This window comes from Streptomyces corchorusii (assembly GCF_001514055.1).
Taxonomy (GTDB): domain Bacteria; phylum Actinomycetota; class Actinomycetes; order Streptomycetales; family Streptomycetaceae; genus Streptomyces; species Streptomyces olivaceoviridis.
In genome coordinates, this window is sequence record NZ_KQ948354.1 from 180,759 (window position 1) to 206,502 (window position 25,744).

The 25,744-nt window shown below is 72.4% G+C and carries 20 protein-coding genes and 1 pseudogene; 9 read left to right on the forward strand and 12 right to left on the reverse strand.

Going from position 1 to position 25,744, the window contains the following annotated elements; translation table 11 throughout:
* Entirely contained in the window at nt 1–1,158 is a 1,158-nt protein-coding gene (locus AQJ11_RS10835; RefSeq protein ID WP_014674624.1) for a cystathionine gamma-synthase, read from the reverse strand.
* Nucleotides 1,159–1,585: 427 nt separating this feature from the next.
* Between AQJ11_RS10835 and AQJ11_RS10840 the strand changes: the two genes are divergently transcribed.
* The 5 genes and pseudogenes from AQJ11_RS10840 (at nt 1,586) to AQJ11_RS10860 (ending at nt 7,363) form a co-directional block, all read left to right on the forward strand.
* Entirely contained in the window at nt 1,586–2,704 is a 1,119-nt protein-coding gene (locus AQJ11_RS10840) for a hypothetical protein (protein WP_059262905.1), read from the forward strand.
* Between the two features lie 231 nt (nt 2,705–2,935).
* A pseudogene (locus AQJ11_RS10845) lies at nt 2,936–4,567 on the forward strand (M48 family metalloprotease).
* Nucleotides 4,568–4,666: 99 nt separating this feature from the next.
* Nucleotides 4,667–5,785 (forward strand): hypothetical protein, encoded by a 1,119-nt coding sequence (locus AQJ11_RS10850; protein WP_059262906.1) that lies wholly within the window; start codon nt 4,667–4,669, stop codon nt 5,783–5,785.
* A gap of 89 nt (nt 5,786–5,874) precedes the next feature.
* On the forward strand, nt 5,875–6,534 hold the full coding sequence (msrA, locus tag AQJ11_RS10855) for a peptide-methionine (S)-S-oxide reductase MsrA (protein WP_014674620.1): 660 nt from the start codon (nt 5,875–5,877) through the stop codon (nt 6,532–6,534).
* A gap of 103 nt (nt 6,535–6,637) precedes the next feature.
* The gene (locus tag AQJ11_RS10860; protein WP_059262907.1) at nt 6,638–7,363 is read left to right on the forward strand and encodes a type 1 glutamine amidotransferase family protein; all 726 of its coding nucleotides are present in this window, start codon (nt 6,638–6,640) and stop codon (nt 7,361–7,363) included.
* A 147-nt stretch (nt 7,364–7,510) separates the two neighbouring features.
* Here AQJ11_RS10860 and AQJ11_RS10865 read toward each other — a convergent pair whose 3' ends face one another.
* Nucleotides 7,511–8,551, reverse strand: a complete 1,041-nt coding sequence (locus AQJ11_RS10865) for an NAD(P)-dependent alcohol dehydrogenase (protein WP_014674618.1) — start codon at nt 8,549–8,551, stop codon at nt 7,511–7,513.
* Between the two features lie 170 nt (nt 8,552–8,721).
* Here AQJ11_RS10865 and AQJ11_RS10870 point away from each other — a divergent pair, with 170 nt between their 5' ends.
* Nucleotides 8,722–9,630, forward strand: a complete 909-nt coding sequence (locus AQJ11_RS10870) for a helix-turn-helix domain-containing protein (protein ID WP_208616476.1) — start codon at nt 8,722–8,724, stop codon at nt 9,628–9,630.
* Nucleotides 9,631–9,699: 69 nt separating this feature from the next.
* On the opposite strand, the gene AQJ11_RS10875 is transcribed toward AQJ11_RS10870, so the two are convergent.
* From AQJ11_RS10875 to AQJ11_RS10895, 5 genes are all read right to left on the reverse strand, one after another.
* Nucleotides 9,700–13,005, reverse strand: coding sequence for a S8 family peptidase (locus AQJ11_RS10875; protein ID WP_208616490.1), 3,306 nt, complete (start codon nt 13,003–13,005; stop codon nt 9,700–9,702).
* Between the two features lie 242 nt (nt 13,006–13,247).
* Entirely contained in the window at nt 13,248–13,931 is a 684-nt protein-coding gene (locus tag AQJ11_RS10880; RefSeq protein ID WP_059262908.1) for an ABC transporter ATP-binding protein, read from the reverse strand.
* Between the two features lie 51 nt (nt 13,932–13,982).
* Entirely contained in the window at nt 13,983–15,431 is a 1,449-nt protein-coding gene (locus tag AQJ11_RS10885) for an ABC transporter permease (protein WP_059262909.1), read from the reverse strand.
* Nucleotides 15,432–15,587: 156 nt separating this feature from the next.
* The gene (locus AQJ11_RS10890; protein ID WP_041665470.1) at nt 15,588–16,832 is read right to left on the reverse strand and encodes a L,D-transpeptidase; all 1,245 of its coding nucleotides are present in this window, start codon (nt 16,830–16,832) and stop codon (nt 15,588–15,590) included.
* A 240-nt stretch (nt 16,833–17,072) separates the two neighbouring features.
* Nucleotides 17,073–17,417 carry a hypothetical protein gene (locus tag AQJ11_RS10895; protein WP_175252246.1) on the reverse strand — a complete coding sequence of 115 codons (345 nt, stop codon included), beginning with the start codon at nt 17,415–17,417 and terminating at the stop codon, nt 17,073–17,075.
* A 109-nt stretch (nt 17,418–17,526) separates the two neighbouring features.
* Here AQJ11_RS10895 and AQJ11_RS10900 point away from each other — a divergent pair, with 109 nt between their 5' ends.
* Together AQJ11_RS10900 and AQJ11_RS10905 are read left to right on the forward strand one after the other, a co-directional pair.
* Nucleotides 17,527–17,853: an LAETG motif-containing sortase-dependent surface protein gene (locus AQJ11_RS10900; protein WP_059262910.1), complete on the forward strand. Its 327-nt coding sequence runs from the start codon at nt 17,527–17,529 to the stop codon at nt 17,851–17,853.
* Between the two features lie 42 nt (nt 17,854–17,895).
* The gene (locus tag AQJ11_RS10905) at nt 17,896–18,693 is read left to right on the forward strand and encodes a hypothetical protein (RefSeq protein ID WP_244218191.1); all 798 of its coding nucleotides are present in this window, start codon (nt 17,896–17,898) and stop codon (nt 18,691–18,693) included.
* A 55-nt stretch (nt 18,694–18,748) separates the two neighbouring features.
* On the opposite strand, the gene hutH is transcribed toward AQJ11_RS10905, so the two are convergent.
* From hutH to AQJ11_RS10920, 3 genes are all read right to left on the reverse strand, one after another.
* Nucleotides 18,749–20,287: a histidine ammonia-lyase gene (gene hutH / locus AQJ11_RS10910; RefSeq protein WP_059262912.1), complete on the reverse strand. Its 1,539-nt coding sequence runs from the start codon at nt 20,285–20,287 to the stop codon at nt 18,749–18,751.
* A gap of 88 nt (nt 20,288–20,375) precedes the next feature.
* Nucleotides 20,376–21,518, reverse strand: coding sequence for a GGDEF domain-containing protein (locus tag AQJ11_RS10915; protein ID WP_059262913.1), 1,143 nt, complete (start codon nt 21,516–21,518; stop codon nt 20,376–20,378).
* 354 nt (nt 21,519–21,872) lie between these two features.
* Nucleotides 21,873–22,667, reverse strand: coding sequence for an enoyl-CoA hydratase/isomerase family protein (locus AQJ11_RS10920; RefSeq protein WP_059262914.1), 795 nt, complete (start codon nt 22,665–22,667; stop codon nt 21,873–21,875).
* 152 nt (nt 22,668–22,819) lie between these two features.
* Between AQJ11_RS10920 and AQJ11_RS10925 the strand changes: the two genes are divergently transcribed.
* The gene (locus AQJ11_RS10925) at nt 22,820–23,473 is read left to right on the forward strand and encodes a hypothetical protein (RefSeq protein WP_244218192.1); all 654 of its coding nucleotides are present in this window, start codon (nt 22,820–22,822) and stop codon (nt 23,471–23,473) included.
* Here the strand turns inward: AQJ11_RS10925 and AQJ11_RS10930 are convergent.
* Nucleotides 23,448–24,572: an adenylate/guanylate cyclase domain-containing protein gene (locus AQJ11_RS10930; protein ID WP_014674603.1), complete on the reverse strand. Its 1,125-nt coding sequence runs from the start codon at nt 24,570–24,572 to the stop codon at nt 23,448–23,450. The genes AQJ11_RS10925 and AQJ11_RS10930 overlap by 26 nt on opposite strands.
* Before the next feature lie 215 nt (nt 24,573–24,787).
* The gene (locus tag AQJ11_RS10935; protein WP_059262915.1) at nt 24,788–25,648 is read right to left on the reverse strand and encodes a biotin--[acetyl-CoA-carboxylase] ligase; all 861 of its coding nucleotides are present in this window, start codon (nt 25,646–25,648) and stop codon (nt 24,788–24,790) included.
* Between the last annotated feature and the right edge of the window lie 96 nt (nt 25,649–25,744).

Genomic DNA, 25,744 nt, shown 5'->3' on the forward strand with positions numbered 1-25,744 from the left:
CTACTTGCCGAGCGCCTGCTGAAGGTCCTCCAGCAGATCGTCGACGTTCTCGATGCCGACCGACAGGCGCACCAGGTCGGCCGGGACCTCCAGCGCGGAACCGGCCGCCGAGGCGTGCGTCATCCGGCCGGGGTGCTCGATGAGGGACTCCACGCCGCCGAGGGACTCGCCGAGGGTGAACACCTGGGCGCGGTTGCACACGTCGACCGCGGCCTGCTCGCCGCCCTCGACCCGGAAGGACACCATGCCGCCGAACGCCTTCATCTGCTTGGCGGCGACCTCGTGGCCGGGGTGCTCGGGCAGCCCCGGGTAGAGGACGCTCGTCACGCGCGCGTGCCGGGACAGCATGTCGGCGATCCTCGTGGCGTTCTCGCTGTGCCGGTCCATGCGCACCGCGAGGGTCTTGGTGCCGCGCAGCACCAGCCAGGAGTCGAAGGGGCCGGCGACGGCGCCCATCGCGTTCTGGTGGTAGGCCAGTTCCTCGCCGAGCCCCGGGTCGGACACGATCAGCGCGCCGCCGACCACGTCGGAGTGGCCGCCCATGTACTTGGTCAGGGAGTGCACGACGACGTCGGCGCCGAGGGACAGCGGCTGCTGGAGGTAGGGCGTGGCGAAGGTGTTGTCGACGACGAGCTTCGCGCCCGCGTCGTGGGCGACCTGAGCGACGGCGGCGATGTCGGTGATGCCGAGCAGCGGGTTGGAGGGGGTCTCCACCCACACGGCCTTGGTCTTCGGCGTGATCGCGGCCCGCACGGCGGCCGGGTCGCTGGTGTCGGCGACCGACCATTCCACCCCCCAGCGGGTGGCGACCTTGGCGAACAGCCGGAAGGTGCCGCCGTAGGCGTCGTTCGGGATCACCACGTGGTCGCCGGGGGTGAGGAGCGTACGCAGCAGGGTGTCCTCGGCCGCCAGGCCGGACGCGAAGGCGAGGCCGCGGCGACCGCCCTCCAGCGCGGCGAGGTTCTCCTCCAGGGCGGTCCGGGTCGGGTTGGCGCTACGGCTGTACTCGTAACCGCCGCGGAGCCCGCCGACGCCGTCCTGCTTGTAGGTCGAGACCTGGTAGATCGGCGGGACGACCGCGCCGGTGAGGGGATCCGCGGTGTTGCCCGCGTGGATCGCGAGGGTCTCGAAGTGCTGACTGATGTGCCTGTCGCTCATGTGCACCGAGCGTAATGCGCCCGGCGGGATCGTGACGCCGCCATGAGGCGTCGCCGTGCCGCGCGATCTCTCCGGCACGCTGCGGGAGTGTCCGCTGGCATGCTCCGGACCGTCCCGCTGGCGCGCTCCCAGCCGTCCCGCCAGCATGCTGCGAACCGACTCGCCGGCACGCTCCCGACCGCCCCACTGGCGCGGTCCGGACCGCCCCGTCAGCACGCTCCGGACCGCCCCGCCGAACACTCCCGACCGCCCCGCCAGCACACTCCGAACCGACTCCCCCACACGCTCCCGACCGCCCCGCCGGCACGCTCCGAACCCCTGTGCTTCCTGCCCGCTAGGCGTCCGGCTGTCATGCCCCCGCCCGGAGTTTTCCACAGCCCGGCGGCGGGGTTCGCCAATTGTCGGCGGCGTCTGGTTCGCTTGAGGCATGTCGATTCTCTGGCTGCTCATGGCGCTGCTCCTGCTGGGCTTCGTGCTGCTCCCGCTCATACGGCGCAGGCGCGGGGGCATCGAGCAGGTCCCCCCGGGACACCCGGACGCCGCCGACCCGGCGGCCTACGGCTTCGTGCGCCAGGAGGAGCTGGACGTGCGCCTGCCCGGCCCGGACGAGGACCTGCTCCAAGTCCTGGAGCTGGTGCAGCGCACCCAGGACTACCGGGCCGCCGCCCAGCTGCTGGCCGGCACCGAGTCCGAGGGCGAGCGGCGCTGGCAGCGGGTGCAGGCCTTCGCCGGTGCCGCCGCGCTGGAGTTGCAGCAGCGGCCCGGCGGGGTGCACGAGACGCCGGGCGGCCAGTGGCTGCGGGTGTGGCGGGCCGAGCAGCCCAAGGACGCGGGCGGCGCCGCCGTCCACGCGGAGTTCCTGGCGCAGCAGGCCTGGCGGACGTCGACGCCGGGCACGGACGAATTCCGGATCATCATGGAGGAGGCGCGGGAGTCCTGTGCGCAGGCGGCCCTGCTGGCGCCCGGTGACCCGGTGCCGTACGTGGCAGAGCTGTCCATCGCGCGCGGACTGGCCTATTCGCAGGCCGAGTTCGACCAGCTGTGGCTGAAGATCCTCGACCGCGCCCCGCATCACATGGGCGCGCATCTGGCCGCGCTGCACTACTGGTGCGAGAAGTGGCACGGCTCGCGCGAGCAGGCGTACTCCTTCGCGGAGGCCGCCGCGGCCCGCGCTCCGGAGGGTTCGCTGCTCGCCGCGCTGCCGCTGTTCGCGGTGTTCGAGCACCTGCCGGAGGTCAACCTGGTCGCGAGCTTCTACCAGAGCGAGGTCGTCACCAAGGCGATCCACGGCGCGCTGCACGCCGTGCACGCGGCCGACCCGGACGACCCGACGCTGCCGCACGTCCGGCATCTGCTGCTCTTCTTCCTGGTCCGCGCCGAGCGCTGGGCGGAGGCCATGCAGCAGCTGATACACATCGACGGCCACGTCGGCGCGCTGCCGTGGACCCTGTTCACCGACCCGGCCGCCGAGTTCGCCCTGCACCGCGCGCTGGCGGTGGCCGGTTACGAGGCGAACGGCGGCAGCCCGGCCGGCCTCCCCGGCTGACGCAGCCCGCCCAGGCGCCTAGGTGTGCTGTCCCGGGACCGCCAAGCCTTCCCTCCCCCACTTTTCGCATTGCCCTCCTGACCTGCGGTAGGGCATACTCCGCATCCCCCCACACCGCACCACCAAGCACCGCCGGGCACCGCCAGGCACCGCCCGCGACCGGTCGGCCCGCCGCCGGCCCGGCACTCCGTCATGTCCCTGTTTCTGAGGTCCTGTGGGGGGATCTGCCCGATGGGCGCAACTCTGCGCGCGCTGCGCGCCCTCGTCCTGCTGCTCGGTTTCTATCTGCTGAGCCTCGTCCTGCTCGCCGCGCTGATCGGCATCGACGTCCTCGTGTTCAGCTGGGGACACGGCCCGCTCACGGTGAAGGTCGGCTTCGTCACCGTACTGCTGGCCGTCCCCGTCGTCCGCGGCATGCTGATGCTGCGCACCCCGAAGGGTGAGGACGGGCACGGCATCCCCGTCACCGAGGCCGACGAGCCCCGGCTGTGAGCGCTGGTCCGGGAGCTGGCCACGGCGGCCGGCACCCGCGCGCCCGACCGGATCCTGCTCACCGGCGAGGTCAACGCGGCCGTCAGCGAGAATCCGCGGCTGCTCGGCCTGCTCCCCGGTCCGCGCCGGCTCTACCTCGGCGTCCCGCTGCTGACCGGCCTGACCGAGGCCCAGCTGCGGTCCGTACTCGCCCATGAGTTCGGGCACTTCACCGGCGGCGACACCCGGCTCTCCGCGCTCGTCGTGCGCGGGCGCGTGCAGATCGGCCGGGTCATCGGCCAGTTCCACGAGAAGGCGGACGACAAGGTCGCCGCCGACCGGGCCCGGCAGGAACAGGCGTCCGCCAAGCGGATCGCCAAGGGCAAGAAGGCCAAGCAGATCGACACGACCGGCGTCGGAGCGACGTACCGGACGATGGCGAGGATCTACACCGCGTACGGCAAGCTCTACCTGCGCGCCTCCCTCTCCACCGCGCGCGGCCAGGAGTTCGCCGCCGACCTGACCGCCGCCCGGATCGCCGGACGTGACGCGACCGCGTCGGCGCTGCGCGAGATCCCGGTCCTGTCCGCCTCCCACGACTTCTACCTGGACTCCTACGCCACCCTCGGCCTCCAGGCCCGGCTGCTGCCGCCGCGCGGCGAGTTCTTCGGCGGCTTCGGCCGGCTGCTGACGGCCCGTGAACTGGAGCTGGCGGGGCTCCGCTCGGAGCTGCCGGAGGAGCCGGCCGGTCCGTACGACTCGCACCCGCCGATCGCCGAGCGCGTGCGCCGCATCGAGGCGCTGCCCGCCGACGGCCGCGCCGACGAGGCCAAGGGGGCGGCGCTGGCCCTGCTGACCGACCCGCCGCGCACCCTGGCCGCCCTGGAGGACGCCGTCCTCGCCGACGAGCTGCTCAGCTACCCGCGCGCGGCCGGCTGGGAGGCTCTGCTGGACGCCTCCATGGCCACGGGCCTGTCGGCGGCGCAGACCCCGCTGCACCGGGCGCTGGCCCAGTACACCGGGCAGCCAGCGACGCTCTCCGCGCTGCTCGACGTCATCGACGACGGGCGGCTGTGGCGGGTGGCCGAGAAGCTGCCGCTGTCGGAGGAGGCCGCCGCCGCGAAGGGGCGGGCGTTCCGTGAGTTCGTACGGCCCGTGCTGCGCCGCTCGCTGCGCACCATGGTGCTGGCCGAGTTCAGCAACCGTTCGCTGCTGCACTGGGAGTTCTCCTGGTCCCGCCCGGCGACGGTGCGGCTGCCCGGCTGGGGCTCACAGACGGAGGACGACGGCCCGGAGGCGGCGCTGGAGGCGGCCGTGGAGGCGGCGCTCGCCGACCACCCCGACCCCGCACAGCTGCGGGCGCTCCTGCCGCCGGCGACCCAGAACGCCTGACGGGCCGCGGGCCTGCCGGCTCTCCAGCAGGCCCGCGCCGCCCCGCCACCGCCGACCCACCACCGCCGTACCTCCCGAAACGAACGGACCCGAGCCCCGATGACCGTCCTCTTCTGGATCCTGGGCATCCTGGCCGTGCCCACGCTGATCTTCGCGCTGTGGCTGGCCTGGGTGTTCCTGAAGGAGCTGTTCCACCCGAGCCCCGACGACGACGCGGAGGCGACGGAGGCCGCGGAAGCCGCACAGGCCGCCGAGGAGCTCGGACTGCTGCCCGCCGAGCGGCAGAACACCGACTTCGCCGCGCCCCTGCCGGCGGAGTGGACCGCCGTGCTCACCGCGGTGCGCGGTGGTGACTGGCGGCCGGCCGCCGACCTGCTCGCGGCGATCGGCCGGGACTGGGAGCGCCGGTCGGCGCTCGCGTACCTGCTGGCGGACCGCGCGGCCGAGGAGGACGCGTGGCTGCTGGCGTGGGAGGCCGAGCGGCGCGACGATCCCGACGCCGCCGTCGTCCGGGCGCGCAGCACGGTGATCCTCGCCTGGAAGCTGCGGGGCGCGAAGACGGCCCAGTACACGACCCGGGAGCAGGCCGAGGGCTTCCACCGCACCCTGGTCTCCGCCCGCGAGGAGATCACCCGGGCGGCGGCGCTGAACCCGGACGACCCGACGCCGTACATCGCGGAGATATGGGTGGCGCTGGGCCTCGGCTATCCGAACGCCGAGATGGACAAGTTGTGGGCGGAGATCTCCACCCGTGCCCCGCACCACTACGAGGCCCACTTCTCGGCCCTCCAGTACTGGTGCGCGAAGTGGCGCGGCTCAAGCCGGCTGGCCTTCGAGTTCGCCGAGCGGGCCGCCGCCGACGCGCCGCTGGGCAGCCTGCTGACGGCGCTGCCGCTCATCGCGCACTTCGAGCACGACGAGTCGGAGGACACCGCGGCCGACAACACGCCCGAGATGCTGGCCCGGGTCGAGGCGGCGCTCCGGGACGCCGCGGCGGCGGACCCGTCCCACCCGCGGTTGCCGGAGCTGCGGCACCTGCTGGCGTTCTACCTGCACCTCCAGGACCGCAACGAGGCGGCGCTGGAGCAGTTCAAGCTGGTGGACGGCCATGTGAACGCGCTGCCGTGGCGCTACCGGGGCGACATGGCCGGGCATTACTGCCGGGTCCGCAACACCGTGGTGCAGGCGGTGCGGGAGGCCGCGCCGGCGCCTGCCTGACCGGAATGCGGCGGGCCCCCGGGTCGTTGTCGAGGGAGCCGGTCGGCAAGGCCGCCGGCACCCCATCCCCAGACCGAGAGGGAGACCCCATGCTCTTCGGCCGCACGCCCCGGCTGCCCACCCCCGAGCAGGCGCTCAAGGGCCGCCCCGCACTCGCCTACGAGGTCCCCGACCAGCACACCGTCCTCGGCACCCCGCTCCTCGGCCCGTACCCGGAGGGCCTGGAGGTCGCCGACTTCGGCCTGGGCTGTTTCTGGGGCGCGGAGCGCAAGTTCTGGCAGCTCCCGGCGGGCGTGTACACGACTCTGGTCGGCTACCAGGGCGGCTACACCGAGAACCCGACGTATGAAGAGGTCTGCTCGGGCCTGACCGGCCACACGGAGGCGGTCCGCGTGGTCTACGACCCGCGGCAGATCTCGTACGACCGCCTGCTCAAGACCTTCTGGGAGTCCCACGACCCGACGCAGGGCTTCCGTCAGGGCAATGACGTGGGCACCCAGTACCGCTCGGCGATCTACACCCACACCCCGGAGCAGGCGGCCACGGCGCAGGCCTCCCGCGAGGCCTACCAGAAGGTCCTGACGTCCTCCGGCTACGGCACGATCACCACGGAGATCCTCCCGGCGGAGGGCCGCCCCTTCTACCCGGCCGAGGCGTACCACCAGCAGTACCTCGACAAGAACCCCGCCGGCTACTGCGGTCTCGGCGGTACCGGCCTGTCCTGCCCGATCGGGGTCGCGCGAGCCTGAGCAGCCCGGTGGGCGACGGCTAATTCGGGCGACGGCCCTTGGCCCCTCCCCGTAGATTCGCCCCTCGTGCCGAGACGGATCGGCAGGGAGCGAAGGGGAGGGTATGGGCAGCCGGGTCTTTCTCATCGGCGGGGGCTGGAACCACGCCGAGGTGTACGAGCCGTTCCTGCGGGAGCTGGGCGGTGAGCGGCGGGTCGGGTGTCTGATCCTCGACGAGGGCGACGGGGCCGCGCAGTTCGAGCGGTACACGGCGGCGCTGCGGAAGGCCGGGCCGCCGTGCACACCGGTGCCGTTGCTCGTGCCGCTCGGCGGCCGGTTCGAGCCGGAGGCCGCGCTGGACGGGATCGACGGGCTGCTGGTGTGCGGCGGGCTCACGCCCGCGTACCAGGACGCGCTCGCGGACAGCCTGGAGCGGCTGCCGGCACTGCTGGCGGCGCGCGGGTTGCCGTACGCCGGTTTCTCCGCCGGTGCCGCCGTGGCCGCGCGGCGGGCCGTGGTCGGCGGGTGGCTGCTGGACGGGGTTCCGGTGTGCCCGGAGGAGACCGGGGAGGACCTGGCGGAGATCGACGTACGCCCGGGGCTCGGCCTGGTGCCGTTCTCGGTGGACGTGCACGCGGCCCAGTGGGGCACGCTGGCGCGGCTGGTGGCGGCGGTCGCGCGGGGGCGTGCGCCGTACGGGGTCGCCGTGGACGAGAACACGCTGCTCACGGTGGGGGACGGCCGGGCCCGGGTGACGGGGGCCGGACGGGTCCACGTGGTGCGGCCCGCCCCCGAGGCAGGCGTGGCGGTGCGGGCGTACGGCGCCGGGGAGGGCTTCGTTCTCGGGTAGCGCCCCCCGAAGGGGTGCGGGGAACTGCGCGAACGGCCACGACGGCCCGCACCCGGCGGACGATCCGCCGCAGGCCGCAGTCCGGCAGGGCGGATGCCGTTGCGGCAGTGCTGCCCCGGCAGGACTGCGGCCTGGGGGAACCGCAGGTCAGATCGTGGCCGTGTCGATCACGAAGCGGTAGCGGACGTCGCTCGCCAGCACCCGCTCGTACGCCTCGTTGACCTCGGCCGCGCTGATCAGCTCGATCTCGGCGCCGATGCCGTGCTCGGCGCAGAAGTCCAGCATCTCCTGGGTCTCGCGGATGCCGCCGATCATGGAGCCGGCGAGCGTCTTGCGACCGCCGATCACCGAGAACAGGTTGAGCGCGATGGGCTCCTCGGGCGCGCCCACGTTCACCAGGGCGCCGTCGACCTTGAGCAGCGACAGCAGCGCGCCGAAGTCCATCGGCGCGGACACGGTCGACACGATCAGGTCGAAGGTGCCGGCCAGCTCCTCGAAGGTCTTCGGGTCGCTGGTGGCGTAGTAGTGGTCGGCGCCCAGCTTCAGCCCGTCGTCCTTCTTGCGCAGGGACTGGGACAGCACCGTCACCTCGGCGCCCATGGCGTGCGCGATCTTGACGGCCATGTGGCCGAGACCGCCGAGGCCGACGATCGCGACCTTCTTGCCGGGGCCCGCGTTCCAGTGGCTCAGCGGGGAGTACGTGGTGATGCCCGCGCACAGCAGCGGCGCGGCGACGTCCAGGGACAGCCCGTCGGGGATGCGGAGGACGTAGTTCTCGTCGACGACGATCTTCTCGGAGTAGCCGCCGTAGGTGGGCTCGCCGTCCTTGCCGACGGCGTTGTAGGTGCCGACCATGCCGTTGAGGCAGTACTGCTCCTCGCCTCGCAGACAGTTCTCGCACTCGCGGCAGGAGTCGACCATGCAGCCGACCCCGACCCGGTCGCCGACCTGGAACCTGGTCACGCCGGGGCCGACCTCGGCGACCACGCCGGCGATCTCGTGGCCGGGGACCATCGGGAAGATCGCCTCGCCCCAGCCCTCGCGGGCCTGGTGGATGTCGGAGTGGCAGATACCGGCGAACTTGATGTCGATCAGAACGTCGTACTCGCCGACCGCGCGTCGCTCGATGGTCGTCCGCTCCAGCGGGGCCTTGGCGGCGGGCGCGGCGTATGCGGCAACAGTGGTCATGCGGAGGATCTCCTCGTGGGGGTCTCGCGCCCGGCTGCCTTTCCGCCGGGCACGGTCTCCAGGCTGCCGCGCGAGGCGCCGCCCACCCAGACCACGCCTTTGCGTACGACGGCGGTGCCTACCACTGGCGGGGTCAGGCTCCTGCGCCTACGACCAGGAATACTGGACGTATGGACAGCAGGGACGAGCGGCCGGACGCGAGCGTGGTCACCGGCCGGCCCTTGGACCGGCGGGCGGAGCTGAGCGAGTTCCTGCGCAGCCGGCGGGCCCGGCTGAAGCCCGAGGACGTGGGACTGGCCGCCTTCGGACGGCACCGCCGGGTGCCGGGGCTGCGCCGTGAGGAGCTGGCGCAGCTGGCCGGGGTGTCGGTGGCGTACTACACCCGCCTTGAGCAGGGCAACGGCCGGAACGTCTCGGCCGAGGTGCTGGGCTCGATCGCGCGGGCGCTGCGGCTGTCGGACGCCGAGCACGCGCACCTGACCCACCTGGCCAAGCCGAAGGCGCACAAGAAGAAGCCGGCGGCACGGCAGCAGCAGGTGCGGGGGGCGCTGCGGCAGTTGCTGGACACCATGGAGGGCGTACCGGCGTACGTGGTGGGCCGGCGCTCGGAGATCCTCGCCTGGAACCGGATGGCGGCGGCCCTCTTCGGTGACTGGGGGGAGCTGCCGCCCGGCGAGCGGAACTGGGCGCGGCTGGTCTTCCTGCGCCCCGCCTACCGCGAGCTGTTCGTCGACTGGGAGCAGAAGGCGATCGACATCGTGTGCGCCCTGCGCATGGACGCGGGGTGTGATCCGGACGACGCCCGTCTGTCGGTCCTGGTGGGTGAGCTGTCCGTCAAGAGCGAGGAGTTCCGCCGGCTGTGGGCGACGCACGACGTCAAGGAGAAGAGCCACGGCGTCAAGCAGCTGCACCACCCCCTGGTGGGTGACCTGGCCCTGAACTTCGAGAGTTTCCGCCTGACGGACGGCTCGGAGCAGTCCCTGGTCACGTATCACGCCGACCCGGGCTCCCCCTCCGCGGACTCCCTCCGTCTCCTGGCGAGCTGGGGCGCCGACGCGGCCCGCGCTGCAACGCGCTGAGGGGTGCACCGGAGGCTGTCCTCCGGTGCACCCCTCGTCAAGGAGCGTTACGGCCTACCGCGCTCCGGCCTACTTGCCGAAGTACGCGTTGTAGATCGTGATCGCCGACGTGTTGCCCTTCTTGTCGGTGATGTTGGCGCGGAACGAGATCGCCTTGTTCTTCGCCGGGTTCTTCACCGTGATCTTGCCGTTCTTGACGGTGACCTTCTTGAAGTTCTTGCCGTCGTAGGAGACGTAGACGGCGAGGGACTTCAGGTTGCCGCCGGCGGCGGAGCCCTCGACGGTGACCGGGAAGGTGACCGTCTTGCCGGCCGTGACACGGCTGTCCAGGCCGGTCGTGGCGCCGAAGTGCGGCGCGGAGGCGGGGAGCTTGGCGAAGTCCGCCGGCTTCTTGGAGCGGAAGGTCCAGGCCGCGTCGATGCGCGTCGAGGCCTCCGACACCTTCGCGGACCGCTTGACCGAGGTGGTCAGCTTGTACGCCGCGTCACCGGAGGGCACCTTGAAGGTGGCCTCGCCGAACAGCGGGTCGGTGTTCGAGCCGACCTTGGTGCCGTTGCGGTACAGCGTGGTGTTCACCGAGGTGAACAGCGAGGACCCGGCGTGCTTGGCGGAGTCGGCGAACAGCGGCAGCGCACCGAAGATCTCGTTGCCGTCGCGGAACAGGCCGAACTCCTTGCCGAGGTGCGGGCCGAAGACGGCGGTGTTGACCGTCTTGGTGTAGGTCTGGCCGCCCTTGAAGGTGAACTGGCCGAGCCCGTAGCCGGCCTCGGCGACCGGGAAGCCGTCCTGGTCGACGCCGCCGTCCTGCTCGAACTGGAGCTCCCACTTCACGCCGCCCGTGGCGGACAGGTGCAGGGTGCGGGTGCCGGGCAGCTTCTGCGGGATGCTGATGGAGGAGGCGCCGGAGCTGCCGGGCAGCCAGCCCACCGCGTCGATCGAGCCCTTCTTGCCGCTCGCCGCCGCGCCCAGCCGGGCCTTCACCGTGGCGAGTTCGCCCGTCTTGTAGTGCTTGGTGTAGCCGGTGGCGAGCTGCTTGACGGCGCCGCCGGTGGTGACGTCGTACTCCTCGGTCGCGCCCTTGGTCCAGTGGCCGTCCCACTGCTGCCACAGCGTCCCGGCGGGAAGCTGCGGGCCCAGGTGGGCGCTGCGGAAGTTCTTGTACGAGTCGAGCCACCAGCCGTAGCCGTACTGGCCGTTGCCGATGGTGACGTCGTACTCCGGCGAGGCGAACTGGGACTTCACGCCCGAGGCCGGGACGGTGATGTCCACCGGCTTGGCCTTGCGTGCGTCGATGGTGATCGTCTGCTTCTTGTCGACGGTCAGCTTCGGCTGCGCGATCCAGTCAACCCCCTTGGACGCGTCCTCGGGGTCGCCGTACACGGAGGTGTTGAGGATGTACGTGCCCTTGGGCGCGCGCACCTTCACCGTGCCGGACTTGTCGTACGGGTTCAGCGAGACGCCGTTGGCCAGGCCGGCCACGCCGTCGACGTCGGCTTCGTAGTACGGGGCGGGCTTGCCGTCACGGCCGATGAACTTCAGGGTGAGGTCGTACGACTCCACCTCGCGCTGCACCGCGGCGGCCGTGCGGACGGTCTGGCCGTCGCCGGTCGCCGTGACGTACGCCGAGTAGGCGCCGTCGACGGTGCCGCCCAGCTTGGTGTCGACGGTGAAGTCGGCCGAGGCCGTGCCGTGCGCCGGGACGGTCAGCGTCGTCGTGCCGAGCTTGAAGAAGCCGGACGGGGCCGCCGCGCCCTTGGGGTTGGTGGCGGTGCTGCTCAGGGTGAGCGTGACGTCCTTGTCGCCGAGGTTGCGGTACGTCAGCTTCTTGGTGACCGGCTTGTCGTCGGTGTGCGGCCACTGCTGCACGCCGAAGCTCACCGACACCGGGTCGGCGACGATCGACTGCTTGATGGCCTTGTCGACCTGGATGCGGCCCGAGCCCTGCTGGAACGGGGTGTACTTGCCGCCCTTGGTGGAGCCGGTCAGGGCGCCCTTCAGGTCGGCGTAGCCCCAGTCCGGGTGCTCCTGCTTCAGGATGGCGGCGGCGCCCGCGACGTGCGGGGTGGCCATCGAGGTGCCGGAGATGGTCAGGTAGCCCTCGGGCTTCTCGCCGACCTCCTGGTCGATGACGCTGCCCTTGGCCGCGGCGGCGGTGATGTCCACGCCCGGCGCGGTGACGTCCGGCTTGATGGCGCCGTCGCCGGCGCGCGGACCGGTGGAGGAGAAGTCGGCGAGCTGGTCCTTGTCGTCGACGGCGCCGACGGTGAGCGCGGCGTCCGCGCTGCCCGGCGAACCGATCGACTGGGGGCCCTCGTTGCCCGCGGCGATCGCGAACAGGACGCCCTTCTCGGCGGAGAGCTTGTTGACCTCGGCTTCGAGCGGGTCGATCTCGGGGGTGTCGTAGCCGCCGAGGCTGAGGTTGATGACGTCGGCGCCCTGGGAGGCCGCCCACTCCATGCCGGCGAGGATGCCGGAGTCGTCACCGAAGCCGTTGTCGTCCAGGACCTTGCCGTTGAGGAGCTTGGCGTCCGGGGCCACACCCTTGTACTTGCCGCCCGACTTGGCGCCGGTGCCGGCCACGATGGAGGCGACGTGCGTGCCGTGCCCGAAGTGGTCGGTGGCGTCGGCGGCGGAGGTGAAGTTCTTGGACTCGATCACCTGGTCCTTGAGGTCCGGGTGGCTGGTGTCCACACCGGTGTCCAGGACGGCGACCTTCACGCCCTTGCCGGTGTAGCCGGCGGCCCACGCGGTGGGGGCGCCGATCTGCGGCACGGACTTGTCGAGGGCGGCCTTGCGGACGCCGTCGAGCCAGACGTGCGCGATGCCGGAGGCCGTCCGGTCGCCGTTGGTGAGGGCGTCCCACAGGCCGGCGGTGTCCTTGACCGGGGTCTGCACGGCGTCCGCGTTGAGCGCCTTCAGGTTGCGGCGCAGGGTGCCCGCGTCCCGGACGTCGGCCTTGGCGGCGGTCGCGGAGCCGCGGTAGCCGACGATGACCTTCAGGCCGTTCTTCTGGGCCTTGCGGGTGGCGGCCTTGTTCAGCTCGGTGATGTCGAACAGGCGCTGGTCCAGCGTGCCGGAGGCGACCAGGTGGGCCGCGTCGGCGGGGATGACCAGCGTGTGTCCGGAGGCCTTGCGGACCTGGAAGGCTATGTGCTCGCGTCCCTTGGCCCGTTCCAGGCCGACGACACGGCCCTTGGCGTCGAGGGCGACGCGGTCACCGGTGATCAGGGTGACGTGGTGCTTGACGGCGGCCTTCGAGGCGGCGGTGGCAGCCACCGAGGCGCGGCCGGGCTTCGCCGACGCGGGGCTGGTCATACCCGCTGCGAGGGCGACTGCTGCGGCCGTCGCCACGGTGGCCGCAGCCGCGTTCTTCACTTGTCTGCGCAAGTTCTCCCCCTGGAGATGGAGTACCGGGCGAATTCCCCATTCACCCGGTCGGGGGTGGACTCGCACACGTGCCCGTCAACCCCCCGGACCTCGCAGTATGCCGGGGGGTGATCAATGGGCTCAATAGATGAGAGGACGGTGAGAAAGCGCGCCCGGAAACTGTTACGCGGCGGCCGGGACACCGTTACACAACCGCGAAGTGCACCGCGATCGGACCGTGTTATGCGCCGTCAGGTGGCCGCGTTCTCCTTCACGGTGATCTTCCCCTTGCGCAGTGTGGCCAGGCGCGGAGCCTTCTTCGCCAGTGTGGAGTCGTGGGTGACCATGATGAAGGTCAGCCCGTGCTCCTTCCAGAGGCGTTCGAGTACGTCCATGATCTCGTCCCGCGTTCCCTCGTCCAGGTTGCCGGTCGGCTCGTCGGCCAGCAGCACCTTGGGTTTCTTCACGACGGCCCGGGCGATGGCGACGCGCTGCTGCTGCCCTCCGGACATCTCGCCGGGGAGATGGCCGAGGCGCTCGCCCAGGCCGACGGACCGAAGGGCCTCCGCGGCGAGTTCACGGCGTTCCCTCACCTTGATGCCGAGGGGGACGAGGGCGGTTTCCACATTCTCCTGGGCGGTGAGGGTCGGGATGAGGTTGAAGGACTGGAAGACGAAGCCGATGCTCTCGCTGCGGACCCTGGTCAGCCGGGCCTCGCCCAGCCTGGCCAGGTCGGTGCCGTCCAGGACGACTTCGCCGGAGGTGGGGCGGTCGAGGCCGCCGAGCATCTGGAGGAGCGTGGACTTTCCGCCGCCGGTGGGGCCCTGGATGACGAGCCGGTCCCCGTCGGGGATGGTGAGGTCGATTCCGTCGAGGGCGTGGACGGTGTCCTTGCCCCGGGTGTAGCGCTTGGTGACGTTGTTCAGTTCGTACATGGGGGCTCCGGGATCTGTTGCGGGGTGGGTGCGCGCTCGGTGTGGGCCGGCCTACTCCACCCGCCTGAGCGCGTCCGCCGGGCGCAGCCTGGACGCGCGCCAGCCGCCGAACGCGCCCGCGATCAGGCCGCCCGCCACCGCGAGGCCCACCGCCAGGACGATCGTCGTCACGCTCACCGGGGCCGTGAGGGCGACCTCCAGGGTCTTCGCCGTCCGCCGGCCGGGGCCGCCGGGGAAGCCGCCGCCGCCACCGCCGAGGCCGCCGCCCGTGCCGCCGCCCACCTGGGCCTTGAGGCCGGGGCTGATGGCGGTGACGACGTACGCGCCCGCCAGGCCGAGGGCGATGCCGAGGGCGCCGCCGACCAGGCCGTTGACCATGGCCTCGCCGACCACCTGCCGGGTCACCCGGCCCGAGCGCCAGCCCAGCGCCTTCAGCGTGCCGAACTCGCGGACGCGCCGGGAGACCGCCGAGGAGGTGAGCAGGCCGGCGACCAGGAACGCGGCCACCAGCACCGCGAGGGACAGCCACGTGCCGACGTCGGCGGCGAGGGAGGAGGCCGTGGACAGGGAGCCGGAGACGGTGTCCGCGAGGTCGGCGGAGGTGGTGACCGTCGTACCCGGGACGTTCTTCTGGATCGCCGACTTGACGCTGTCGATCTTCTTCGAGTCGGCCGCCTCGACGTAGACCGTGGTGACCTTGTCCTTGGCGTCGGCGAGGGTCTGGGCCTGCTTCAGCGGGAGGTACAGGTTGGCGGCCGAGTCACCGCTGTCGGCGGTGGCGATCCCGATCACCGTGAACGTGACGCCCTTGATGGTGACGGTGGAACCGGTCTTGTACTTCTTCTCCTTGGCGTAGGCGGAGTCCGCCACGACGACCTTGGCGTCGGTCTCCGTCGCCTTGAACGTACGGCCGCTGGTGATCTTCGAGGAGGTCAGCGGGCCGAGGCCGGGCTTGGTGACGTCGGTGCCGTACACGGAGTAGCTGTTGACGTCGAAGTCGGCGCCGCCGCCCTTCACCTCACCCTGCGGCCCGCCGGTCCCGCCGCCCCGCTGGAAGCCGCCGCCGCTCTCGTCCTGCTGGAACCGGCCCCGGGTGAACTGGCCGCTGACCTTGAGGACCTGGAGGCTCAGGCCGCCGACCGCGTCCGAGACGCCGGACTGCGAGCCCACCTCGGCCACCGTGGAGGCCGGCAGGGTCTGGAAGCCCTGCACCATGACGCGGTCGCTGCTCTGGGTGGCGTCGTCGTCGTTGTTCTGCGCGTCGAACCGGAAGCGGGGCCGCTGGGCGTCACCGGTGGACGCCGACGCCGCCTTGGTCACCGTCATGTCGGTCCCCAGCCCGTACAGCGACTGGAGCACCTTGTCCTGGGCCTTCCCCATGCCGTTGGACACGGAGTTGACCACGATGACCAGCGCGATGCCCAGCGCGAGGCCGGAGGCGACGACGAGGGCCGCCTTTCTGCGGCGGCGCAGTTCGCGCCTCAGGTAGGTGAAGAACATGGCCGCAAGCTAGGGACGGACCGTGATGGCACCATAAGGCCGACATAAGAGAAGCATGAGAAGGCTTCGGCCGGGCTCGGGACTGCCGGGTGGGCGCCCGTGAAAAAACCGGTGCCGCCCCTGGGGGCGGCACCGGCACGGGCGGGTGAGGGAGCGTCAGACGGCCGAGCCGGCCTTCCACTGCGCCCAGTCCATGTTCCAGCCGTTGAGGCCGTTGTCCGGCGAGACGGTCTTGTCGCCGGTGTGCTGGACGACCACGACGTCACCGATCAGCGTGTGGCTGTAGAACCAGGCCGCCGGCGTGCTGGGGTCGTTGGCACCCTTCTTGTCCTGGAGGCCGACGCAGCCGTGACTGGTGTTCACGTTGCCGAACACCGAGGGGGCGCCCCAGTAGTTGCCGTGGATGAAGGTGCCGGAGTTGGTCAGGCGCATGGCGTGCGGCACGTCCTTGATGTCGTACTCGCCCTTGCCGTCGTCGTCGGTGAAGCCGACCGTCGCGCCGTTCATCCGGGTCTCCTTGAACTTCTCGGAGACCACCATCTGGCCCTCGTACGTCTTGTTCTCGGGCGAGCCGGCGGAGATGGGTATGGTCTTGACGACCTTGCCGTCCTGCGTGATCTTCATCTGCTTGGTCTGCGCGTCGACGTACGAGACCTGGTTGCGGCCGATGTGGAAGGTGACCGTCTTCTGCTGGACGCCGTAGACGCCGCTGGCGCCCTGGACGCCGTCGAGCGCGAGCTTCAGCGTGACGGTGGAGCCTTCCTTCCAGTACTCCTCCGGGCGGCAGTCCATGCGGTTGGCGTTGAACCAGTGGCAGGCGACCTCCTGGCCGCTGCTGGAGCTGACCGTGATGCCCTTCTGCACGGCCGCCTTGTTGGTGATCGCCTTGTCGAAGTTGATCGACACCGGCATGCCGACGCCGACCGTGGCGCCGTCGTCCGGGGTGAAGGTGCCGATGAAGCTGTTGGCCGGGGAGACCGTGGTGAAGGACGCGTTCTCGTGGGCTATGCGGCCATCGGAGTCCTTGGCCTCCGCGGCGAGCCGGTAGGTGGTGGAGCGCTCCAGCTGGACGCTGGGCTTCCAGCTCGTCTTGTCGGCGGACAGCCGGCCGTCGACGGTCTTGCCGTCCTGGCTGGTCATCGTGACGGCGGTGAGCGTGCCCTTGCGCACGGTGACGGCCGCGGAGTTGTTGATCGACGCGTTGTTGGAGCCGTCCTTGGGCGTGATCGTGATCTGCGCCTCCGACGACTTCTTGGCCGCCGCCTCGTCGACCTTGGCCTGCGAGGTGTCCTTGCCACCGGAGGCGTCGGCGTCACCGCCCGAACACGCCGTCAGCACCAGCACACCACCGAGCAGAGCGGACGCGGCCGTCAGGCCCCTGCGCCGCATACTGTCCGTCATCACAAACGTCTCCATCGTTGCCGAGTCGCGATAACCCAGAGAGTCCCCGCCAAGAACCGTCAACGCTACGGCCGGCCCGTCCCGTTCCCCAGCCCATGGTCCTGTGGGGCATCCCACGTCCGCGGAACACGGTCGCGTCCGCGGCGGTGCCGGTGGTGCGGGAGTCGGTCCGTGCGTCCCCCGGGACGACGAAACCCCGGACGGCGGTTGCCGTCCGGGGTCCTGGGTGCCCCGCGACGCTCAGCCGATGCCGTCCTCTTCCTCGTCGTCCGCCCCATCATCCTCGTCCAGGTCCCAGTCCGGCGAATCGGGGTCGTAGTCGACCCGCTCGCTGGACCAGGACGCCTGCTGGAGTTCCACTCCGGGAACCTCGCTGACCAGGTCGAACGGGTCCACGAGATACGCGAGGGCCTCCGCGGTGTCTTCCGTCACAGCGGCCTCGGCCTGGGCCCGCTCCCCCTCCGGGAGCTCCGGATCCGCGGCGATCCGGCGCAGCGCGGCCTTGGCCACCTCGTCGTCGTCCTGTACTTCCAGCACCAGCTCCACGCGAAGCCGCACAAAACGTGATGTCTCTTCTGTGCTCATGGCGGGAGCGTACGGCCGAAACCTCCCGTGACTTTCCTGTGACCCGCGCCTTTCACTAACATCGCCCCACACGGCCAATTCGCCAGCGTCACAAGGGGATCGATATTCCGTGTCATCCGCTCGCCGTCCGCTGCTGACCGCCACCGCCGCGGGCACCCTGCTGTGCGCCCTGTGGTTCGTCCCGTCCGCGAACGCCTCGCAGGACGCCCCGGCGCGACAGACGGCGCAGACGTCCGCGCCGTCGCAGGTCACACAGGCCAGAGCCGTCACGGTGGCGACCGCCGAGGGCGCGGACCGGGCGGCGGAGGAGGAGACCGAGCTGGCCGACACGGGTAGCTTCGACACCACGCCGTACGTCGTCGGCGGCAGCCTCTTCCTCGCCGTGGGTGCCGGATTCGTCGTGTATTCGGTGCGCCGGGAGCGCCTGGGCTTTTAATCGTCCTTGACGAAACTTTGACAGCCCGCTCATAGTTCGCTCATGAAGAGATCATCGGGCGTGCGGCTGTGCGCCACCGCAGCTGTGAGCGCGCTGTCGCTCGCCCTCCTCACGGGCTGTGGCGACGGGGGGTCGAAGGACTCCGGGGACGCCAAGGGCCCGGACGCGGCGAAGCCGGCCGCCAAGGCGCTGAGCGCCGCCGAACTGAAGAAGCTGATCATCGCCAAGGGCGACGTGCCCGGGTACGAGGTGGGCCCCGTCGAGGGCGGCATCCCCGACCGCGGCAAGGCCACGTCCGACGACGCCAAGTGCCGGCCGGTGCTCCAGGCGTTCACCGGCATCGCGCCCGGTGAGCCGGCGGCGGACACCAGCCGCATGGCCACGCAGGACAAGAAGAAGGACCCCACGGACGACGCCACGTCCCTGGACGACCTGGCCGACGGCAAGTTCGAGGACGCGATCAACGAGTCCATGGACCTGGACGTCACCGTGGTCACCCTGGCCTCGTACGACGGCGACGGCGCCGAGCAGGCCCTGAAGTCGGTCTCCGACGCGGTCAAGGCCTGCGCGGGCGGCTTCTCCGGCGAACAGGACGGCGAAAAGGGCACGTTCACCAAGGTCGCCGAGGAGAAGTCCTCGGGCACCGGTGACGCGTCGGTGGCCTTCACCGCGACCAACGACGCGGGCAAGGACGGCGCCCTGCCGCTGCACGCCGAGGTCGTGCGGCACGGGAACACCCTCGCCACGTACACCACGATCAACATCGGGGCGATGATGAGCAAGAAGGCCTACACGGTCTCCGCTCCGGTGGTGAAGGCGCAGGCCGCCAAGCTGAAGTGACGTTTCGTCGGTAGCGTCGAGGGGCCCCGGCCGGTGTGCCGGGGCCCCCGCGCGTTCACCGGAGCGGGCCGGTGACCTTCTCCACGGCCGCCACGAGGTCGCCGCCGCGCACGAACGCGTCGGCGGCGGCCAGGTCGGGCGCCAGGAACCGGTCCGGACCGGGGCCCTGCACCCCCGCGCCCCGGACGGCCTCGATGACCGCCCGGGAGGCGGGCGCCGGGGTGAGGCCCTCGCGCAGCTCGATGGCGCGGGTGGCCGCGTACAGCTCGATGGCGATGACCCGGGTGAGGTTGTCCACGGCGGTGCGCAGCTTGCGCGCGGCCGACCAGCCCATGGAGACGTGGTCCTCCTGCATGGCGGAGGACGGGATCGAGTCCGCGGAGGCCGGTACGGCGAGCCGCTTGAGCTCGCTGACCAGCGCGGCCTGCGTGTACTGGGCGATCATCAGGCCGGAGTCCACGCCGGCGTCGTCGGCGAGGAACGGCGGCAGGCCGTGGCTGCGGTTCTTGTCCAGCAGCCGGTCGGTGCGGCGCTCGGCGATGGAGCCGAGGTCGGCGGCGGCGATGGCGAGGAAGTCCAGGACGTAGGCCACGGGAGCGCCGTGGAAGTTGCCGTTGGACTCCACGCGCCCGTCGGGCAGCACGACGGGGTTGTCCACGGCGGAGGCCAACTCGCGCTCGGCGACCAGGCGGGCGTGCGCGAGGGTGTCGCGGCCGGCGCCGGCGACCTGCGGGGCGCAGCGCACCGAGTAGGCGTCCTGGACGCGGGGCGCGTCGTCCTGGTGGTGCCCGGTGAGTTGGGAGCCCTTGAGCACGGCGAGCATGTTGGCGGCGGAGGCGCCCTGGCCCGGATGAGGCCGGATGGCGTGCAGCTCGGGGGCCAGCACCTTGTCGGTGCCGAGCAGCGCCTCCAGGGTGAGGGCGGCGGTGACGTCGGCGGACTTGTAGAGGGTGTCGAGGTCGGCGAGGGCCATGACCAGCATGCCGAGCATGCCGTCGGTGCCGTTGAGGAGGGCGAGGCCCTCCTTCTCGCGCAGCTCGACCGGGGCGATCCCGTGCTCGGCGAGCAGCTCGCCGGCGGGGCGGACGGTGCCGTCGGGACCCTCCGCCTCCCCTTCTCCCATGAGGGTGAGGGCGCAGTGGGACAGCGGGGCCAGGTCGCCGGAGCAGCCGAGGGAGCCGTACTCGTGGACGACCGGGGTGATCCCGGCGTTCAGTACGTCGGCCATGGTCTGCGCGACCTCGGGCCGCACACCGGTGTGCCCGGAGCAGACGGTCTTCAGCCGCAGGAACATCAGGGCCCGTACGACCTCGCGCTCCACCCGGGGCCCCATGCCGGCGGCGTGCGAGCGGACGATGTTGCGCTGTAGCTGGGCGCGCAGTTCCTGGCTGATGTGCCGGGTCGCCAGGGCGCCGAAGCCGGTGGAGACGCCGTAGACCGGGTCGGGCTTGGCCGCGAGGGCGTCCACGATCTCCCGGGCCGCCGCGAGGGCCGCCACCGCCTCCGCCGACAGCTCGATGCGGGCACCGCCGCGCGCCACGGCGAGAACGTCGGACGCGGTGACCCCGGACGTCCCCACCACCACAGTGTGCATATCCATATTCAGGAGCGTACGCATTGAATGCCCTGGTGTCACTAGTGGGGACCGGGAGCACCCCTTACCGCGCGGTGTGGGCTTCGCCTCACGGCCGGCGTCCGCGGAACCGGCGCCGCTCGGCCCGCGGGGGCGGTGGCGCGTCGGCCAGCCGCACGACCGGATCGTCCGGCCCCTCCCGTCCGGCCACCACCGGCCGGTCCAGGCGCAGCGCCTTCGCCCGGTACTGGGCGGCGTCCGCGAGCCGGAACAGCCGGCGGGCGTCCCGCACCTCCCCGACGGCGTCCTCGGTCGAGGCGACCCCGCAGGCGACGCCCTCCCCCGGCTCCAGCTCACCGGCCCGCCGGCACAGTTCGTCGGCCGCCTTCACCACGTCGTCGGCGGGCGGCCCGACCGCGAGCAGACAGAACTCGTCCCCGCCGAGCCGTGCGGCCAGCGCGCCCGGCACCATCGCGCCGCACAGCGACAGCACCGAGCCGAAGCGTTCGAGCAGGCGGTCGCCGACGGCGTGCCCGAGGGTGTCGTTGACCCGCTTGAGCCCGTTGAGGTCGCAGACGACCAGGCTGACGACCACGCCCTCCGCCCGGTGCCGCTCCACGGCCTCCTCCAGGCCTACGTCCACGGCACGGCGGTTGGCCAGGCCGGTGAGGGCGTCGGTGTACGCGAGCCGGCGGGCCTCCTCCAGCCGCTCGGTCTGCGCGATGCCGGCGGCGACGACGGCGGCGAGGACGGTCGCGAAGTCGGCGTCGGCCCGTGCGAAGAGGGGCTCGCCGACCGGCCGCGCCACATACAGTTCGCCCCACGCCCGGCCGTGCAGGACGACGGGCGCGACCACGCAGCAGCCGCGACCGCGGCGGCGCAGGGCGGCGACGCGCTGGTGGAAGTAGCCGGGGGTGCCCTTCGCCGTGCCCTCGGCCGTCTCCACCCAGGCGTTGGGACCGCCGCCGCCGGCCCACCGCTCGTGCAGGAACTCGGTGATCTCCGGGAACTGGTGCACCGGGTAGGTCTCGGCCTCCGGGAACTCCTCTTCGTCCGGGGCGCGGTCGCCCACGTTCACGAGGACCCGGAGCCGGCCGAGTTCGCGTTCCCACACCGACAGCGCGGCGAAGCTGCCGTCCAGCGCGTGGCAGGCGCCGAGGGCGGCGGCCTGCCAGCACTCCCGCGGGGTGTGCGCCGCCGCCATGCCCTGCGCCAGCGCCACGACTGCGGTCAGCCGCTTGTCCTCACCCATTACTCCAGGTTAGGGAGGAATGGGCGGTTTGGGGGTGTGAGTGCGGCGATCAGGTGGCGGGCGGTGCGCTGCGCCGCGTGCGCTGCGGCGTGCGGCATGCGGCTCGGGGGGCCGGGCCGTTGCCGGGTGCGGGTGCGTGGTGGCTTGCGGCGTGCGGCTCGGGACCTCGGGCCGTTGCCGGGTGCGGGTGCGCTGTGGTTGGTCGCGCAGTTCCCCGCGCCCCTTCGGGGCCCGGACCGTTGCCGGGTGCGGGTGCGCTGCGGCATGCGGCATGTGGCTCGGGGGCCAGGGCCGTTGCCGGGTACCGGTGCGCTGTGGCTGGTCGCGCAGTTTCCCGCGGCTCTTCGGGGGCTCTTACTCCCCCGGCCACTGCGGCTTGCGCTTTTCGTTGAAGGCTGCCACTCCTTCCGCCCGGTCGCCCGAGAAGGCCACCGAGCGCCAGGCCGCGTCCTCCACCTCCAGCCCTGCCCGCAGGTCCAGCCCGTGGCCCAGGCGCAGCGCCCGCTTCGCCGCCCGCAGCCCCACCGGCGAGTTCCCGGCGATCCGCTCGGCCAGCGCCAGTGCCTCCTCGCGGTCCCGGCCGGGCTCCACCAGCCGGTCCACCAGCCCCAGCCCGGCCGCCTCCGCCGCCTCCACGCGCCGCGCCGAGAAGATCAGCTCCGCCGCGCGGGCCGCGCCGACCCGCCGGGGCAGCAGCTGGGTGCCGCCGCCGCCCGGGATCACGCCCACGGACACCTCCGGCAGCCCCACCACGGCCGTACGGTCCGCCACGATCAGGTCGCAGGACAGCGCCAGCTCGAACCCGCCGCCCAGCGCGAAGCCGTGCACCGCCGCGATCGTCGGCATCGGCAGCTCCAGCACCCCGGTGTACGCCCCGCGCGCCACCGGCCGCTGCCGTACCAGGTCGGCGTCCGTGAAGGAGTTCCGCTCCTTCAGGTCCGCCCCCACGCAGAACGCCCGTTCGTGCGACGAGGTCAGGACGACCACCCGGGCGTCCCGGTCGGCGGAGATCGCGGCGCAGGCGCCCGCGAGGGAGCGGGCCATCTCCGTGGAGACCGCGTTCATCGCCTTGGGCCGGTCCAGCACCAGCTCCGCGACGTGCCCGTGCCGCCGCACCAGCACGAACTCCCCGAACCGCTCCTCGCTCATGACACCCTCCGGTTAACGCGGGTTAACTGCCGTCGGCCCGATCATCGCAGCCGGGCCCCCGCTCGTGAAGTCCAGGGGGCTACACCCGTTCGAGTGACATCCCGGCCTTCTCCCCGCACACCGCCCACACGAACGCATAGCGTCCGGGACCCATGACACCGATACCTGCGCACTCCGGTGCGGAGCGGGAGAGCGCGCCGGAGCGTACGCCGGGAGTACGGCGCGGCCGGCATCGCAAGCCCCGGCCGCGCAAGGTGCTGCTCGCGGCCGGCGGCCTCGCCCTGGCCGCGGGCGTGCTCAGCCTGGTCCGGGCCGCCCCGGACGCGGGAGTCGGCGCGCCGGGCACGGCGGAGGCCGAGCCCCGGCTCGGCGCGGGCGGCGGGTCCGCGGACCGCTCCGCCGACGCCGCGGCCACCATCGCCGCCGCCCCGACCGCACTGCCGTCGGCGACCTCCGCCATGGGCGGCAGGAGCCTCGCGCCGACGCGCACCGGCTCCCCGGTCCGTACGGCGGCACCGGGCCCGGGCACGGCCACGACAGCGTCCGGCGGCACCGCCGTACCGACCGCCCGGACGAGCCGGACCCCGGGCCCGCCGAGCGCCACGTCCCGGCCGCCCGCGCCGACGGCGTCCGCCCCGCGTCCGGCCCCGGCGACCTCCACACCGACTCCGTCACCGAGCCACGGCCCGGCGGAGCCCGAGCCCCGTCCGGGCGGGGTGTGCGTGCCGGTGATCGGGCTGTGCGTGGACGTCCTCGGCGACAGTCCCCGGCGGCCGGCAGCTACGGCTGGCCGTCGCGGCGGGTGAGCAGCCACGGCTCCACCACGCCGAGGCCGCGCACCGGGCGCTGCCACATCGGCTGGAGCGCGAAGCGGTACACCGGCGGGTCCTCGCCCTCCTTCTCGGCCGCCGCCGCGGCCTCCGCCGCCTCCGCCTCCGAGGCGGGCGCCTCGCCGCTGCGGATCAGCTCCTCGGCGAACGCGCTGTCCACGAGGACGGCGTCGCGCGGGGCTATCGAGGTCAGCCGGGAGGCCAGGTTCACCGTCGTACCGAACACATCGCCCATGCGGGTGGTCACCGTGCCGAACGCCATGCCGACGCGCAGCTCGGGCATCGTCTCGTCGTTCGCCAGCGTCTCCACCAGCCGCAGCGCGATGTCCGCGGCCACACCGGCGTCGTCCGCCGCGTACAGCACCTCGTCCCCGAGGGTCTTGATGAGCCGGCCGCCGCGCGCCGCCACCAGATCGGCCGCGGTCGTCTCGAACGCCTCGACCAGCTCGCCGAGCTCCTCCTCCTCCATGCGGCGGGTGAGCCGGGTGAAGCCGACGAGGTCGGCGAAGCCGACGGCGAGCCGCCGGTCGACCATCTCCTCGTCGTCGGCGGTCTGCACGACCCGGCCGGCCGACGCGGCGAGCTGGCGCCGCCAGACGTAGACGAGGAACTCCTCCAGCTCGGGCAGGAGCAGCTCGACGATCGGGTACGTCACCTCGGTGCGGGTCATCCCCGGTTCCGGGGGCTCGGTCAGGCCCTCCAGGAAGGAGTCGATCTGCCATTCCGCCAACCGGGCGGTGGTCTGCCCGGTGGACCGGGCCACCTGCACCGCCATGGCCTCGCTCAGCAGTCCCGCCTCCACCAGACCGGCGAGGCGGCGCAGGGCCAGGACGTCGGCCTCGGTGAGGGCCTTGGCCTGGCCGATGTCCGCGAAGCCCATCGCCCGCCAGAACCGGGACGCCAGTTCCATGGAGACGCCGGCGCTGCGCGCGGCCTGGAACGGGGTGTAGCGGCGCTCGGCGCCCAGGATGAGCTGTTCGAGACGCAGGGCCAGCGGGTCATCGCCGGTCTCGGGGGCGTGGGGGTCCACCCGGCCGTCCCCGCCAGCGCCGGAGCCCGTGTCGTCGACGGTCACGCCTGCTGCCCTTCCGATCTGCCGCGGTCAGGTATCGACCGGCCTCAACTCTACGGCAGGTGTGCGCCAGCTCACTCCGTCGGGTTGGGGCCGACGGAGTGCGTTCCCGGCACCGGCCAGGTGAACCGGCGTGGTCCGGCCGCGCGCGGTCGCCGTGCCCGGCCGCGGGTCCATCGTGGCTGGTCGCGCGGTTCCCCGCACCCTTTCGGGGCGCTCTACGCCAGCCGCAGGTGGACGATGTCCCCCGCCCCCACCGGCTCCTGCACCCCGTTCTCGGTGGCGATGATCAGCCGCCCGTCGCCGTCCAGCGCCACGGCCTCCCCCACCACCGAGCGGTCGCCCGGCAGTTCCGCCCGCACCACCCGTCCGAGGGTCGCGCAGCCCGCGGTGTACGTCTCCTGGAGTCCGGACGCCGAGGGATCACCCCCCGTGGCCCGCCAGCGCCCGTACCAGCCCTCCAGCGACCGCAGCACCGCCCGCAGCAGCGGATCCCGGTCCGTGACCGGCGCCCCGGCCAGGGCCAGGGAACCGGCCTGCGGGACCGGCAATTCGTCCGCCCTGAGCGTGACGTTGATGCCGACGCCGATGACGACGCCGTCGTCGCCGGCCCGCTCGGCGAGGATGCCCCCGGCCTTGCGCTCCTCCCCGCCCACGGTCACCAGCAGGTCGTTCGGCCACTTGAGGGCCGTGTCGACGCCCGCCGCCCGGGACAGCCCGGTCGCCACCGCCACGCCCGTCAGCAGCGGCAGCCACCCCCAGCGGGCCACCGGCACCTCGGTGGGCTTGAGCAGGACGGAGAAGAACAGGCCCGACCGCGGCGGAGCCGTCCAGCGGCGGTCCAGCCGGCCCCGGCCCGACGTCTGCTCCTCGGCCACCAGGACGGCGCCCTCGTCGGCGTCCCCCGCGGCGGCCAGGGCGGCCAGGTCGGAGTTGGTGGAGCCGGTCCGCTGCACCACCTCGATGTCGCAGTACAGGCCCTCCTCCCTGACCAGCCCGCGGCGCAGCGCCGCGCCGTTCAGGGGTGGGCGGTCCAGGTCGGACCAGCGGCTGTCGTCTGATGGATTCTGCGGCGTCATGCAAGCCACCCTAGGTGTGGTAAACGACGCACTGCTGATCCGCAGGCCCGCCACTACTCTACGGATGAGTAACCGTCCCCCCTTTTGAGCAGGCAG